The following is a 14,296-nucleotide window of genomic DNA, read 5'->3' as shown; positions in this document are numbered from 1 at the left end:
TCCGGGCTATGCTGAGTGCACTGATGGTTCGTGCACTCAGCGATCAGCGGCTGCACCGACCCCGACCGCCCTCCCCGACCCAGGAGACCGCCGTGACCGAGGCCCGCCCGCGCCGTTCCTGGGGGATGCAGTTCACCGAGCGCTACCTCCTGCGCTTCTTCGGGCCCCCCGAGCTCGGCGCCGACCGGCCCGGCCGCCGGGCCAACGCCGACGAGGCCGCGCGCGAGGCGCGGCTCAACACCGAGCTCACCCGCGTCGTCGGGCCCGACGGCCGCGTCTACCTCGTGCAGCGCGACGCGCAGGGGCTGACCGGGGACCAGCAGGCCTGACCTGGCGCAGGCGCTCGTCCGCCCCGCGGTCGCTCGGGGCCGTCACGGACCCGGCCCGTCGCGCGCCGCGAGGGTGCACGCTGGACCTCGTGACCCCTGCGCCCGTGCCCCCGCTGCCCGTCTCGGTCGACGCGCCCGGTCTCCACGGCCGCGCCATCCTCTCCCAGCGCTGGGAGGACCTGACGTTCGTGCACTGGCGGGTCGACCCGGCGCTCGTCGCCCCGCTGCTGCCGCGCGGCACCACGCCGGACGTGCACGACGGCGCGACCTGGGTCGGTCTCGTGCCGTTCCGCCTCGCCGGCGCCGCCCTCGGCGAGGGACCGGGCGTGCCGTTCCTCGGGACGTTCGCGGAGACGAACGTGCGGCTCTACTCGGTCGACGCCGAGGGGCGGCGGGGCGTCGTGTTCCGGTCGCTCGACGCGGCGCGGCTCGCGGTCGTGGTCGGCGCCCGGCTCGCGTTCGGGCTGCCGTACGTGTGGGCGCGCATGCGGATCCGGTCCGAGGGCGAGCGGCACGTGTACACGACGTCGCGGCTGGCCCCCGGGCCGCGCGGCGCCGGCGGTCGCGTCGTCGTGACCCCGGGACCGCGGATCGCGGAGCCCGACGCCCTCGCGCAGTTCCTCACCGCGCGCTGGGGCCTGCACACCCAGCACCTGGGCCGGCTGCTGTACGTGCCGAACGAGCACGGCCCCTGGCCGCTGCACACCGCGACGCTGCACGAGCTCGACGACACGCTCGTCGCCGCCGCGGGTCTGGACGGCCTCGCCGGCCGGGCGCCCGACTCGGTGCTGTGGTCGCCAGGCGTGCGGACGGTGTTCGGGCGCCCGTTCGTGGTGCCGGGCGGTGCGAGGGTCGCGACGCGGTAGCCGCCCGGTCGGGCGGCACGAACCCGCGCCGACGGCGCGCCCACGAGGCCTTGTCCGCGCCCGCGTGGACGCAGGACGATACGACCGTGGACGCTGCGGCAGTCATGGAGTGGGTCGAGCGGTACGAGAGCGCGTGGCGGGACGACGACCCGATCGCCGTCGAGCGCCTGTTCTCACCCGGGGCGCACTACCTGCGCTCGCCGTACGAGCCGCCGCTCGTGGGGTGGCAGGCCATCCGGGACTTCTGGTCCGACGACACCCCGTTCACGATGCGGGCCGAGCCGGTCGCGGTCACGTGGCCGGTCGCTGTGGTGCGGGCCGAGGTGCACTACGGCGGGGACGAGCCTCAGGAGTACCGGGACCTGTGGGTGCTCCGCTTCGCCGACGACGGCCGGGTCGAGCACTTCGAGGAGTGGGCGTACTGGCCTGGGCGGGGGTACACCGCGTCGGTGGCAGGCGCGGGCACAGACGAGGTTCCTCCGGCCGGAGGAACGTCCGGCTGACGCCGTGACGCGGCCGCACGGGCGGGGCGCCCTCCACGGGACAGGGCCGCTGCGCAGGACGCCGCGACGTGCCGTGCTGTCCCGCCACGTCGCGGCGGCGGGTGCCCGTCGAGGGACCCGCCGCCGCGGCGCAGCACGGCGCGGCGCGGGTCAGCCGGCGACGACGACGCGCTCGTCGGGCACGCAGTGCGTCATCTCCAGCCCGGTGACGTCGCGCGGGCCGTTCTTGCCCAGGTTCGCGAGCCGGTCGAGCTCGGCGTCCGAGAGCGTCTGGCTCTGCAGCGGCGGCAGGTGCCGGACGTCGTCCGCGCTGATGCCGAGCCCCTCGCCGACGCGGGCACCGAGCTCGTCGTCGCACAGCAGGAAGTGCCACACCATGCGCTCCTGGACCTCGCGCACCGCCTCGCCGATGTTCGTCACGAGGTTGTGCACGAGGTCGTCCTTCTCCCACTGCTCCATGAGCTGGTAGCGCTGGCCCGCCTGCAGGTAGTCGTTCGTCCGCGGGATGCGCTTGCGGGTCAGGCGCCCGGTGACCTCCGGGCCCTGCTCGTCGTGCGTCGGGTAGGTTCCCTCACGCAGCCCGCCCGTGATCGACGGCTCGTAGTTCACGTGCGGGTTCCCGCCCACCGGGTCGACGCGGTACGCCATCTGCCCGCCCTGCTGGTTCGTGTGCACCTCGGCGTGGCGCGCCTGGTTCACCGGCAGCTGCAGGTAGTTCGGCCCGACGCGGTACCGCTGCGTGTCGCTGTAGGAGAACGTGCGCCCGACCAGCATCTTGTCGTCGGAGAAGTCGAGCCCGTCGACGAGGACACCGGTGCCGAACGCGATCTGCTCGTTCTCGGTGAAGTGGTCGCGCACGTTGCGGTCGAGCACCATGCGGCCCACGACCTTCGGCGGGAACTCGTTCTCGGGCCACACCTTGGTGTCGTCGAGCGGGTCGAAGTCGAGCTCGGGGTGCTCGTCGTCGGACATGAGCTGCACGCGCAGCTCCCACTCCGGGAAGTCACCGCGCTCGATGGCCTCGTAGAGGTCCTTCGAGGCGTGTCCGAGGTCGTTCGCTTGGATCGCCGCGGCGTCGGCCGCCGTGAGGCTCTTGACCCCGTCGCTCGGCATCCAGTGGTACTTCACGAGGTGCGTCTCCCCCTGGGCGTTCACCCACTTGTAGGTGTTCACCCCGAAGCCCTGCATCGTGCGGTAGCTCGCCGGGATCCCCCGCGGGCTGAACAGGTTGACGAGCATGTGCATCGCCTCGGGCGTCTGCGACATGAAGTCGAAGATGCGGGCCGGCTCCTGGCGGAACGTCACGGGGTCCGGCTTGAGCGAGTGGATGACGTCGGGGAACTTGATCGCGTCGCGGATGAAGAAGACGCCGAGGTTGTTGCCGACGAGGTCCCAGTTGCCGTCCTCGGTGTAGAACTTCACGGCGAACCCGCGCGGGTCGCGCGCCGCCTCGGAGGAGTCGCGACCCCCGATCACGGACGAGAACCGGATCGCGAGGTCGGTGCGCTTGCCCTCCTCCTGGAACAGCTTGGCGCGCGTGTACCGGGAGATCGGCTCGTCGCCCCACCGCCCGGTCGCCTCGAAGTACCCGTAGGCGACGAAGCCGCGCGCGTGCACGACCCGCTCGGGGATCCGCTCGCGGTCGAAGTGGCTGATCTTCTCCAGGAAGTGGTAGTTCTCGAGCGTCGCGGGCCCGCGGGCGCCGACGGTCCGCTGGTTCTGGTTGTCGTAGACGGGATGGCCCTGACGCGTCGTCAGGACCGGACGGTCGTCGTCGGGCGCGGAGTGCTGCGAGGCGACATCGGTCATGGTCGTGCTCCTTCGGGTCTCAGCTGGGCGGATCAGCTGCGGACCGGCTGGGGCGGGCTCAGCCGGCTCCCACGCACGCAGGGCGCAAGCCCCCGGAGGTCAGCGCGGCCTCGTCGACGACGAAGCCGATCGAGCCCCGGGCACGGGCGGGACCCGCGTGCGTGAGCGTCCAGGCGATCGAGGACCGCCCGGACCGAGCGGGCACCAGGTGCCCGTGGACGTCGAGCACCGCGTGCCGGGGACGGTGTGCGGCGGTCGGCGTCACCGATCCAGCATCAGGGGCGGACCGGCGTCGCTCAACCGGAGCGGACGCCGGACGGTCCGCGCCTGCGGCGCCTCGGGCGGCGCCCTGTCCGGGCCGCCGGTAGCGTCGGCGGCCCGACGCCGACCCCGGAGGGAGCAGCCGGTGCACCGCAGCAGGATCTCGACGTTGCTCGTCGACGCGCACCACGACGACGCCGCGGCGGCCGCCGCGTTCTGGACCGCCGCGCTCGGCGGGCCGGTCCGGCCGCAGACCGACGAGGAGGAGTTCACCGCCGTCCCGGACGCGGTCCCGGGCCTCGTGACGGCGGTCCAGGCCGTCGACGACGCCCCGCGCTACCACCTCGACTTCGAGACCGACGACCTCGACGCCGAGACGGGCCGGCTCGTCGGGCTCGGTGCCGTCGAGGTCGGGCGCTGGCTCGACTGCCGGACCCTGCGCGTCCCGGGCGGCCACCTCGTGTGCGTCATCCCGGTGCACAGCGACCCCGAGGAGTTCCGGGCGCGCGCCCAGGTCTGGCCCTGACGCCGGGGCGGTGACAGGCTCGCCCGATGACGCCCCTCGCCCGGCGGGTGCAGCGGACCTACCTCGCGCTCGTCGTCGGCAACACGCTCGCGACGGCGTTCATCTGGGGCATCAACACGCTGTTCCTGCTCGACGCGGGCCTGAGCAACGTCGAGGCGTTCGCGGCCAACGCGTTCTTCACCGCGGGCATGGTGCTGTTCGAGGTCCCGACGGGCGTGGTCGCGGACTCCCGCGGCCGGCGCGCGTCCTACCTGCTGGGGACCGTCACGCTGGCCGCGTCGACCGCCCTGTACTGGGCGCTCTGGCGGGTCGAGGGACCGTTCTGGGCGTGGGCCGTCGTGTCGGTGCTGCTCGGGCTCGGCTTCACGTTCTTCTCGGGCGCCGTCGAGGCGTGGCTCGTCGACGCGCTGCGGGCCACCGGGTACGCGGGCGCGCTCGAGCCGGTGTTCGCGCGCGGGCAGGTCGCGGGCGGCGTCGCGATGCTCGTCGGCTCCGTCGCGGGCGGCGTGGTCGCGCAGGTCACCGACCTCGGCGTGCCGTTCCTGCTGCGGGCCGGCGTCCTGCTCGTCATGCTCGTCGTCGCCGCCGTCTTCATGCGTGACCTCGGCTTCACCCCCGCCGCCCACGCCCGCCCCGGGGAGGCGGTACGGGCGATCCTCACGCAGTCGCTCCACCACGGCCTCGGCAACCCGCCCGTGCGCTGGCTCATGCTCGCGGCGCCGTTCGTCTCGGGCGTGGGCGTGTACGCGTTCTACGCGATGCAGCCGTTCCTGCTCGAGCTCTACGGCGACCCCGACGCGTACGCCGTCGCCGGTCTCGCGGCCGCCGTCATCGCGGGCTCGCAGGTGCTCGGCGGCGCGCTGGCGACCCGCGTGCGCCGCCTCGTGCACCGGCGGACGACGATCCTGATCGGCGGCACGGCGGCAGGTGCCGGCACCCTGGCGCTCCTCGGCCTGGTCGACGGCTTCGCGCTCGCCCTCGGTCTGCTCGTGCTGTGGGGCGTCGCCGCGGCGGCGGTCACGCCCGTGCGCCAGGCGTACCTCAACGACCTCGTCCCGTCCGAGCAGCGGGCGACGGTGCTGTCCTTCGACTCGCTCGTCGGCAACGTCGGCGGCGTCGTGGTGCAGCCCGCGCTCGGGCGTGCGGCCGACGTGTGGGGGTACGGCACGACCTACCTGATCGGGGCGGCGGTCAACCTGCTCGCGCTGCCGTTCCTCGTGGCGTCACGGCGCCGGCGCAGCCCCGCGGACGTGGGCGGCGGCTGACCGGTCGAGCCGCGGCCGGGCGCGTCCGTCGGGCACCCGCGCCGTCCGGTGCCCGTCCCGCCGGGTACGCGTGCCGCCCGGTCTCGTCGGGTCAGGCGCCCGTCCCGTCGGGCACGCCCGCGACGAGCTTGGTCCGCGACCGGCCCGTCGCGTCCTTGAGCACCACGTACTTGAGGTCGACGTGCGGCTCCAGCGCGCCGAACTTGTCGTTGGGGGCGCCGATCACGAGCTGGAAGCCGAGCCCGCGCCACGCGCCGATCGCCCGCCCGGTGAACCGCGCGTCGGCCTTGATGAGCGCCTCGTCGAGGAACACGGGCGCGTAGCGGGGCCGGTCGGCCCCAGCGTCGCCGAGCTGGTAGCGCAGCGCGGCTCCCACGATGAACGCGACGAGCTCCTGCGACTCGCCGCCGGACTTCTCGCCGATGTGGTCGTAGAGCGCGACGTGCCGTCCCTCGAGGTCGACCTTCTCGGCGCTGAGCCGGACGTGGCGGCGCACGTCGACGAGGTCGGCGAAGTCGGGCGAGGTGCGCCGGATCCGGTCGATGACCTTCGCCATCCGCACGTACCGGCGCTCCCGCTCGGCGTCGGTCGCCTCGGTCTGCAGCACCTCGCGCAGGTCGCGGAGCTCCCTGCGGAACCGCGCGACGACCGTGGACTGGGTGTCGCGCGCGTCGATGCGCAGGCGGTGCTCCTCGTCCGCGAAGGGCAGGTCGGCGAGGATGTCGTTGACCGGGCGGATGCGCTCCTTGATCTCGCGGACCGACCGGCTCAGCGCGTTGTGCAAGTCGGTCAGGTCGTTGCCCGAGAGCCGCAGGAGGCTCGTGCGCCACTCCCCCTCGAGCTCGTGCAGGCCGTGCGTCTCGAGCTCGGCGAGCAGGCGCGCGAAGTCGGCGTACGACGCGTCGGGGTCCGTGCCCAGGTCGGGGTCGGGCCAGCGCTCGACGAACGTCTCGAACGTGCGCCGCAGCGCGTCCCGGGCCGTCCCGAGGACCTGCTGCGCCGCCTGCCGGTCCGAGCGCAGGAGGTCGCTCGCGCGCGCCACGACGGCGTCGAACGCGGCGAGCGCACCGGCGGGGGTCGCCATCGCGGCGGCCGTCCCGGTGCCGTCCTCGCCGCCGAGCAGCGCGTCGAGGTACGCGCGCGCGTCCGCCGCGACCGTGATGCCGCCGGTCCGCGCCTCGTCGAGGGCGCGCTGCGCGGCGTCGACCTCATCGGTCGTCGCCGACCAGCGCTCACCGAGCTCCTGCGCGGCGCCCTTGGTCCGGCCGAGCTCCTCGGTGAGCGCGCGGGTCGCCGCCTCGAGCTCGGTCGCACGCTGCTGCAGCCGCGTCACCTCGGGGCTGCCCGAGGTGACGTCGTCGATGACCTGCGACCACCGGTCGACCTCCGCCTGCACGGACGCGACGTCGACCTGGTCCCAGGTCACCTCGCGGAGCGCCTCGAACGCGCGGCGCTCGACCTCGTGCCGGTCGAGGCGCCCCTCCGCGGCCACGACCTGCGCCTCGGCGAGCTCGAGGCGCTGCTGCGCGCGCGTGATCTGCTGGTCGAGGTGGGTCAGCAGGCGCGTGTTGGTGAAGCCGAGCACGTTGGCGCGGCCCTGCCCGCCGTGCGCACCCTGCCGCCCGTCGGAGACCTGGCCGGCGCGCGTCAGCGCCTTGGCGTGCTGGGAGAGCTCGCCCGGGGTGTCGACGCACACGTAGGCGAACCGGCTCGCGAGCTCGCTGCGGAGCCACCCGGTGAACGGCGTGGCGCGCAGGTCGAGGCGGCCGGGCAGCGTGCGCGGGTCGAGCGCGACGTCGGTGGCCAGCCCGGTCGGGACGCCCTCGAACCGGACCCGGCGCGCGGTGGGCACCGCGTCGATCGCCGCGCGGAAGGCCCGCAGGTGCGCGACGTCGAGGAGCAGGAGCGTCGCGAAGCCGCCGAGCGCCAAGGTGAAGGCGTCGCGCCACGGCTCGTGCTCGGTGCGGACCTCGACGAGCTCCGCGACGAAGGGCAGGTCGTCGACCGTGAGGCCTGCCGCCTCCGCGAGCGCCGCGCGGGCCTGGTGCAGGTCGCCGGGGATGTTGCCCTGCCGACGTGCGACCCGCGCACGCTCGGCGGTGAGGCCGGCGAGCTCGTCCTGGGCGTCCTTCTTCTCGGCCATCGCGTCGCCGAACGCGCTCCGGGCGGTGGCTTTGGTGTCGCCGTCCGCGAGCGCGTCGCCCGCACGCTGCACGAGCGCGTCGAGCTCCGCCTGCGTGGCCGGAGCGGCTCCGAGCGCGGGCACCACGACATCGTCGAGCCGGGTCCGGGCGCGCGCGACCCCCTCGAGGCGCTGCCGCGCGCCCGTGAGCTCGCGCTGCGCGGTCGCGAGCCGGTCGCCGCCCGACGACCAGAGCGTCTCCTTGACCCCGTCGAGCTCGGACCGCGACGCCTCGACGCGTGCCGACGTCTCGGTGGCGAGCCGCTGGGCGTCCTGGTGGCGGCGCTGCAGGTCCTGCTCGACCGCCCGCAGCAGCCCGAGCCGGCGCTCGTGGCGCCACAGCGCGGCGGGCGAGGTGCCGTCGTCGAACGAGCCGGCCTGCTCGATGACCCGCAGCCGCTCCACGGCGGCCTCGATGTCGGCGCGGTGCGCGCGGATGGGCTCGAGCGCCTTGACCTGCTGGCGCGCGGTGATCATCTGGTCGCGCGTGCCCGTGAGCTTGTCGAACTGCTCGACGACGGCGTCGGCGGTCGCGAAGGTGTCGGGCTCCTCGAGCACCATCGCCTTGTAGAGCGCGTCGACCGTGGTGATCTGCTGGCCGGCCTGGATGCGCCCGAGCAGCGCGACGGCCTTGTTCCCGTCGCCGGTCGCACCGATCCCGAGGGTCGAGTGCAGCCGGGCGGTGAGCTCGCGGTCGGTGTCGAACGGCGTGAGGCCCGCGGCGGTCACGGCCGCCCGGCCCAGGCGGTCCGCGGCGGCCGGCTCGAGGTCGCGCAGGTCGAACGGCCCGTCGAACGTGGCGCGCACCGCGACGACGTCGTCGAGCACGCGTGCGGCGGCCGGCACGTACCAGGCCCGCACGGCGGTGAGCTCGCGGCCCGCCTGGTCGGCCCACGTCATCGCGATCGCGGACCACGTGTCGCGCCCGTCGCCGCGCAGCACGCTCTCGCGCGTGCCGTCCTCGGTGCGGGACTCGTCGAGCTTGCCGCGCGCGTAGGACAGCACGTTGCGCTGGTCCTTGCCGCGCGGGCGCCCGACGACCCCGCCGTTCGAGGCCCCGTTGAACGGGGTCGTGTGCGGCATGAGCAGCGCGATGTACGCGTCCATGAGCGTCGACTTGCCGGACCCGGACCCGCCCGAGAGCAGCGTCGCGGTCGACGCGAGCCGCACACGGTGGTGTCCGTCGTACCCGCCCCAGTTGACGAGCTGGAGGTCGCGCGCGACCCACTGCTGGCCCGTCGAGGTGACGGGGACCAGCCCGAACAGCGTGTCGACCATCGTCATGCCGCGTCGTCCTCACCCGTGTGCGCCGCCTGCGCGCGCAGCCAGTCGCGCAGCTCGGCGAGCCGCTCGTTGCTCAGCACCACCTCGACCAGCGGGGTCACCCGGTAGCGCCCCTCCGACTCCTCCTCGATCAGCCCGTCCTTCGCGAGGCGGGTGACCGCGGCGCGGATCTCGCGCTGGCGGGTCGCGACGTTCGTGTCGTCGGGGTCGAAGTACGTCAGGGCCGTCTGCTCGAGCTCCTCGACGTCGACGCGCACCGACGTCTCCCCCGCGCCGCGCTCGCGCTGGAACACCGTGCGCAGATGCACGAGGACGAGGGTCTCGGCGCGGCTGTACGCGTCGTCGCGCAGCAGCACCGGGACGTCGAGCTCGACGGAGCGGACCTGCTTCTTGTAGGCGACGCCCCGCTCGTGGTCGACGACGAGGTGCACGAACAGGTCGTGCAGCCGCGACTCGATGACCTGCTGGTTCTCGAGCAGCGTCCGCCACTGGGCCCGGTTCTTCTCCGCCGTGAGGAAGCGGCGCTGCAGGAGCCGGACGAGCACCGTGCGCACGTCGGCGTCGAGCGTGCCGGAGTCCCCTGCGAACAGCTCGGCCGGGTCCTCCTCCATGGGGACCGGGGCGATGAACCCGTTCTCCGCGCCCGCGTCGTCCGCCTCGGACGTCGCGTCGACCGCCACCGGCGCCTCGCGTGCCTCGTCGGTCGTCTCAGCCATGGGTCTCCTCCTTCGTCGGCCCGGTTCCCGCCGTCGTCGTCACGCCCTCGAACGCGAACCGCCGCCGGCTCCCGTCGGGGCGGACCGCGTCGACGTACGCGACCTCGCCGGTCTCCGTCATGCCGTGCCGGTGCGCGATCTCGAGCAGCCCGAGCAGGTCGACGGGCCGGCGCATCGCGTCGGGGGCTGCGCGGAACGCCGCCGCGACGTCGACCTGCCCCGAACCGTCCGCGAGCGCCGCCAGGTGCGCGTCGAGCTCGGCGTAGCGCGGGCCACCCCAGGCGCGCACCTCGTCCTGCGAGACGTCCGTGTCGTCGTCGTCCCAGGCGCTCAGCGGCGCGGGCGCCTCGGGCGGGCGGAGGTCCCCGGCGGTCTGGCGCAGGTGGTCGACCTCCGCGACCGGCAGGCGCCGCAGCGGCTCGACGGACTGGCCGCGCCGCGCGTCGGGCACCCACGCCTGGAGCCCGGTCATGACGTCGCGCAGCAGCTCGTCGACCTGCCGGTCGCGCAGCGGGTCGTGGTTGCGGACCTGCGTCGTGATGACGTACGACGCCTCGCGCTGCGCGGTGAAGACCTGGTCGAGGCCCTGCTCGATGCGCCGGCCGATCTCGCGCAGCTCGGTGCGCTGCGGCGCCGGCAGCCGCCGGGCGAACCGGTGCCGCAGGACGACGTCGAGGTGCGTCGCGAGCTCGTCGAGGCGCTGCGGGTCGCCGATGAGGCGCAGCGCCCCCGCGAACGCGCGGCCCTCGGACGTCGACTCCATGACGTGCTCGCCGCGCGCGAGGTACTCGCGCAGCACCTCGCCGGTGGGCCGCTCGTCCTGGCGCAGCGCGGTCACGACGTCGCGCTGCATCGCCTTGATCGACTCCGCGACGCGCGCGAAGTCCGCAGGGAGCTCGCGTACGAGGTGCAGGACGTTCTCGGCCTCCTCGAGCAGCTGCTCGTCGTCGACCTCGTCGACCGCGCCGGTCCGCTCGATGCGGGCGACCTCGGCGCGCAGGCGCCGGATCTCGGAGTCGAGCCGCGCGAGGCGCACGAGGACGTCCGGGTCGGCGTCCTGCGCGAGGCGCTCGACCGCGTCGAGCAGGGTCCGCACGCGCGACTGCGAGACCCGCGCCCGGGTGCCGCCCGCGCGACCGGCGACCTCGAGCGCCCCGACGGCGTGCGCGGACAGGCGGTAGACCTCGACGTCGTCCTCGAGCACGTGGCGCACGAGCCAGCCCGCGTCGGACCACTGCCGGCACAGCTCGCGCGCGGTGCCGACAGGCAGCTCGTCGCCGTGGCCCGCGGCGCGCAGCTGCTCGAGCGCGTCGCCGATCTCGGTGTGCGCGTCGGTCACGGGGACGCTGGGGCGCTCGGCGGTGAAGACGACGGAGAGCAGGGACACGACGAGAGGCGCGTGCCGCTTGTGCAGCAGGTCGAGCATCGGGTTCTGGAACGCCCGGACGGCTCCGAGGTAGGCCGCTTCGGCACGAGTGGTCATCGCCGGACAGCGTAGGCGGCGCCGGCCGGCGCCCGTGACCCGACCCGCGCACGACGAGGGTGAGGCGACCCGGCGCCCGGCTCACCACCGCAGGCGCAGGCCGACCGCGAGCGAGGGCGCCGTCGGGTCGTCGGCGTCGACCGTCGCCAGGAGGCGCACGCCGTCGCCGGTGTGCTCGACCACGCCGAGGCCCTCGACCTTCGCGACCCCGCCGTGCACGTGCGGGAGGTCGACGCGGTCGCGCACGAGGCCGTCGTCCAGCACCGCGAGCACCGAGCCGACGACCGGACCGTCGTCGCGCGGGTCGGGCGTGTCCTCGGCTGCCGCGCTGACGAGCACCGCACCGTCCGCGAGGAGCACCGCGTCCGTCACCGCGAGCCCGACGCCGCGGGCGCACCCGAGGTCGTAGCGCCGCTCACCGGTCACGGGGACGTCGGCCGGGCGGGCGTCGCCGACGAGCGCCGCGAGCAGCGCGCGCACGTCGACGTCGACGCTCGCCGTGGGCACCCCGGCGTCCGGCAGGCCGCGCTGGAACCAGCGGAGCACATCGCCGACGACGCAGGCGCCCTCCAGGTTGAGCAGGTCCACCTCGATCCCGAGCCGGCGGGCCACGGCGGCGTAGAGCGGCGCGAGGTCCGCGACCAGCGGCTGCTCGGCGTCGGCCGCACCCCGGGCCCGCAACAGGCAGCCCCGGACGCGCGCGGGCGAGGACCCCGATCCGAGCAGCACCACGGCGCCGTCCCCGCCGGGCAGGTCGCCGAGCAGGCCGTCGGGCACGACGAACGCCGCCTCCAGGTCGGGCTTGAGCGCCTTCGTGCCGCGCGCCTCCTCGAACGTGTCGAGCCCGCGGACCGGCGGCAGGGCGCGCACCGGCGTCACGCCACCCGGGCGCACCCACGCGGCGTGCGTCGCATCGTCCTGCGCGACGAGCCAGCCTCCCCCGAACGCCACGACCGCCGACGCCGCCCGCACCGGCGTGCCGTCGTCGAACCGCAGCGCCGTGACGTGCTCGACCTCGACCTGCACGCGGCACCTCCTCGGGCGGCCCGGGCGCGGGCGGCCGGGCTCACGACGAGGCTAGGACGGGCTCGAGCCCGGCACCCGTCGACGAGCGTCGAGCAGCCGACGCCTCACCACACCCGGCGGTGGGACCGCTCCGCGAACCGGTCCATCGCCGCGAGCACCTCGCTCGCCTGCCACACGCGGTCACGTGCACCGCGACCGATCTGCTCGAGCACCCCGTCCTCGACGAGCCGGTCGATCGCCAGCTGGGCGTTGACGGTGCTGACGCCGAGCGTCTCGGCGGCGAGCCGCACGTCGAGCACGGGTCTCGTCATGACGAGGTCGGCGAGCGCCCAGGCCGCCGCGCCACGACGTGCGCGGATCTGCTCACCCCAGGTCGCGCGCGCGGCGGTCACGTCGGAGATCAGCCTGCGTGCGTTCGCCAGCGCGGGGAAGACCGCCTCCGCCACCTCCGTCACGATGGGCTCCACGTCACCGGTCCGGTAGACGTCCAGGGCGCCGAAGTACCGGTCCGTGTCGGTCAGCAGCCCGGCGGAGACCGGGACGATCGCCTGCCGTGCGAGCCCGCCGTGGCGCAGCTGGGCGTGCAGGATCGCCCGCCCCGTCCGGCCGTTGCCGTCGGGGAACGGGTGGATGGACTCGAACTGCGCGTGGGCCAGCGCGGCCTGCGCCAGCACCGCGATGTCGTCCCGGGCGATGAAGCGCACGAGGTCGTCCATGTGGGCCGGGACGCGCTCGTGCACCGGTGCGACGTACGCGGCGCCGTGCGGGCTCCGGCTGCCGCCCCCGATCCACACCGGCTCGGTGCGCCAGCGCCCGGCGGCCGACGGCGGGTGCCCGATCATGAGCGCGCGGTGCATCTGCAGGATGGCATCGGCGTCCAGGTGCGAGGCGTCGCGCAGCGCCTGCGTCATGGCGGTCACGTTCGCGACGATCTCGTCGGCGTTCGGCCGCCCCCTGCGGCCCAGCTCCGCGAGCGCGATCGCCTTTGGCGTGGACGTGAGGTTCTCGATCTGCGACGAGCTGGCCGCCTCGGTGCGCAGCAGGAGCGACGCGAACGACGTCGTCGCGCCGAGCGTCTCCCCGTCGAACCGGGCGATCTCCGCCGACGCCTCGGCCACCAGCGCCATCGTGCGCGAGGAGAGGCGGACGTCCGCCTCGGCGATGTCCGGTGCGAGCGCCGCGAGGTAGGCGCCCTGGTGCTGGCTCCGGCCGGTCCGGGGGCCGTAGGACGCGTCGGCGGCGCGCCACTCGACGCTCTCGGTACCGAAGACCGGCCATGGAGACGGGCCGTCGAGGGCCTCTGTGCTCGCCGCCGGATCCATGACCATCCCACGAGATTAGCATCGGATGTTCGAACATCCATTAGTAACGGCGATGGCTGTGCACGGGTACGGCGGTTCGCCGAGCCGTCCGCCATCCACGTCGAGCCCGGTCCGCGAGCAGATCACGGCGCCGCCGACTCCGATCGGGGACCATCGCACCATGAGTCGATCCCGAGAGCTCGCCCAGCTCGACCTGGGCGTCCTGAGTCGACTGCTCGCCGCCGGCGAGCCACCCGTCGACGCGCTCGACCCCCAGGAGTGGCTCGGGGTGGCGTTCCAGATCACCGCGCTCGTGCTCGCAGCCGACGCGGACGCCGAGCCGCGCGACTGGGCGGTCCGGTGCCGCGCAGTCGAGCACGCCGCCGGGGCCGTGCACGCGACCGGCCTCGAGGACGACCTCGCCCACCTCACCCGCCGGCTGAACGCCAGCGCCGCGCTGCTCGCCCGCACGCAGGCCCGCACGGACGTCGATCTGCTCGACCCTGACGCGATGCTCGACCGGCTGTTCCGCTCGCTCCCCCTGACCGCCGACGAGGCCCGGCGCCGCGCCGAGCACTGGCGGGAGCTGCCGCCGGCGCAGGTGCGCGAGCTGAGGGAGGTGAAGAACCTGCTGACCCCCGGGCTGGCGATCGCGCAGCACGCGCCCGTGCCCCGGTTCGAGACCGACGTGCGGGCCTGGGGTGCGGTGCGGCCGCTCCTGCCCTGACACCCACGCGGGGGCACG

Annotated in this window: 13 protein-coding genes; 6 read left to right on the top strand and 7 right to left on the bottom strand. The window is 74.7% G+C overall.

What is annotated here, in order from left to right; all coding sequences use genetic code 11:
* Window positions 1-92: 92 nt before the first annotated feature.
* From NXY84_RS09830 to NXY84_RS09820, 3 genes are all read left to right on the top strand, one after another.
* The gene (locus NXY84_RS09830; RefSeq protein ID WP_258726895.1) at window positions 93-329 is read left to right on the top strand and encodes a hypothetical protein; all 237 of its coding nucleotides are present in this window, start codon (window positions 93-95) and stop codon (window positions 327-329) included.
* 89 nt (window positions 330-418) lie between these two features.
* Window positions 419-1,195: a YqjF family protein gene (locus NXY84_RS09825; protein WP_258726894.1), complete on the top strand. Its 777-nt coding sequence runs from the start codon at window positions 419-421 to the stop codon at window positions 1,193-1,195.
* A gap of 86 nt (window positions 1,196-1,281) precedes the next feature.
* Entirely contained in the window at window positions 1,282-1,698 is a 417-nt protein-coding gene (locus tag NXY84_RS09820) for a YybH family protein (RefSeq protein ID WP_258726893.1), read from the top strand.
* A gap of 150 nt (window positions 1,699-1,848) precedes the next feature.
* On the opposite strand, the gene NXY84_RS09815 is transcribed toward NXY84_RS09820, so the two are convergent.
* Both NXY84_RS09815 and NXY84_RS09810 read right to left on the bottom strand, forming a co-directional pair.
* Entirely contained in the window at window positions 1,849-3,507 is a 1,659-nt protein-coding gene (locus NXY84_RS09815; RefSeq protein WP_258726892.1) for a catalase, read from the bottom strand.
* 58 nt (window positions 3,508-3,565) lie between these two features.
* Window positions 3,566-3,772, bottom strand: a complete 207-nt coding sequence (locus tag NXY84_RS09810; protein ID WP_258726891.1) for a hypothetical protein — start codon at window positions 3,770-3,772, stop codon at window positions 3,566-3,568.
* A 141-nt stretch (window positions 3,773-3,913) separates the two neighbouring features.
* Between NXY84_RS09810 and NXY84_RS09805 the strand changes: the two genes are divergently transcribed.
* Both NXY84_RS09805 and NXY84_RS09800 read left to right on the top strand, forming a co-directional pair.
* On the top strand, window positions 3,914-4,294 hold the full coding sequence (locus NXY84_RS09805; protein WP_258726890.1) for a VOC family protein: 381 nt from the start codon (window positions 3,914-3,916) through the stop codon (window positions 4,292-4,294).
* 26 nt (window positions 4,295-4,320) lie between these two features.
* Window positions 4,321-5,559, top strand: coding sequence for an MFS transporter (locus NXY84_RS09800; RefSeq protein WP_258726889.1), 1,239 nt, complete (start codon window positions 4,321-4,323; stop codon window positions 5,557-5,559).
* Window positions 5,560-5,650: 91 nt separating this feature from the next.
* Here the strand turns inward: NXY84_RS09800 and NXY84_RS09795 are convergent, their stop codons facing one another.
* The 5 genes from NXY84_RS09795 to NXY84_RS09775 form a co-directional block, all read right to left on the bottom strand.
* A complete protein-coding gene (locus tag NXY84_RS09795; protein WP_258726888.1) occupies window positions 5,651-9,025 on the bottom strand; it encodes an ATP-binding protein in 3,375 nt (1,124 codons plus the stop codon).
* Window positions 9,022-9,636, bottom strand: a complete 615-nt coding sequence (locus NXY84_RS09790) for a DUF4194 domain-containing protein (RefSeq protein ID WP_258727169.1) — start codon at window positions 9,634-9,636, stop codon at window positions 9,022-9,024. The genes NXY84_RS09795 and NXY84_RS09790 overlap by 4 nt, the downstream gene beginning before the upstream one ends.
* A 97-nt stretch (window positions 9,637-9,733) precedes the next feature.
* Window positions 9,734-11,224: a DUF3375 domain-containing protein gene (locus tag NXY84_RS09785; RefSeq protein WP_258726887.1), complete on the bottom strand. Its 1,491-nt coding sequence runs from the start codon at window positions 11,222-11,224 to the stop codon at window positions 9,734-9,736.
* 81 nt (window positions 11,225-11,305) lie between these two features.
* A complete protein-coding gene (locus NXY84_RS09780) occupies window positions 11,306-12,250 on the bottom strand; it encodes a DUF6910 family protein (protein ID WP_258726886.1) in 945 nt (314 codons plus the stop codon).
* Between the two features lie 104 nt (window positions 12,251-12,354).
* On the bottom strand, window positions 12,355-13,578 hold the full coding sequence (locus NXY84_RS09775) for a Fic family protein (RefSeq protein WP_258726885.1): 1,224 nt from the start codon (window positions 13,576-13,578) through the stop codon (window positions 12,355-12,357).
* A 154-nt stretch (window positions 13,579-13,732) separates the two neighbouring features.
* On the opposite strand from NXY84_RS09775, the gene NXY84_RS09770 reads away from it, so the two are divergent.
* Window positions 13,733-14,278, top strand: a complete 546-nt coding sequence (locus NXY84_RS09770) for a hypothetical protein (RefSeq protein WP_258726884.1) — start codon at window positions 13,733-13,735, stop codon at window positions 14,276-14,278.
* The last annotated feature ends 18 nt before the right edge of the window (window positions 14,279-14,296 follow it).

Source organism: Cellulomonas sp. NS3, from assembly GCF_024757985.1.
Classification (GTDB): domain Bacteria; phylum Actinomycetota; class Actinomycetes; order Actinomycetales; family Cellulomonadaceae; genus Cellulomonas_A.
This window is presented reverse-complemented; position numbering and strand designations above follow the sequence as displayed.

Bases quoted from the DNA above. Each gene is read 5' to 3' on its own strand.
- NXY84_RS09795 (WP_258726888.1), bottom strand. From the start codon at position 9,025: ATGACGATGGTCGACACGCTGTTCGGGCTGGTCCCCGTCACCTCGACG.
- NXY84_RS09800 (WP_258726889.1), top strand. From the start codon at position 4,321: ATGACGCCCCTCGCCCGGCGGGTGCAGCGGACCTACCTCGCGCTCGTC.
- NXY84_RS09790 (WP_258727169.1), bottom strand. From the start codon at position 9,636: ATGGAGGAGGACCCGGCCGAGCTGTTCGCAGGGGACTCCGGCACGCTC.
- NXY84_RS09770 (WP_258726884.1), top strand. From the start codon at position 13,733: ATGAGTCGATCCCGAGAGCTCGCCCAGCTCGACCTGGGCGTCCTGAGT.
- NXY84_RS09785 (WP_258726887.1), bottom strand. From the start codon at position 11,224: ATGACCACTCGTGCCGAAGCGGCCTACCTCGGAGCCGTCCGGGCGTTC.
- NXY84_RS09775 (WP_258726885.1), bottom strand. From the start codon at position 13,578: ATGGTCATGGATCCGGCGGCGAGCACAGAGGCCCTCGACGGCCCGTCT.
- NXY84_RS09815 (WP_258726892.1), bottom strand. From the start codon at position 3,507: ATGACCGATGTCGCCTCGCAGCACTCCGCGCCCGACGACGACCGTCCG.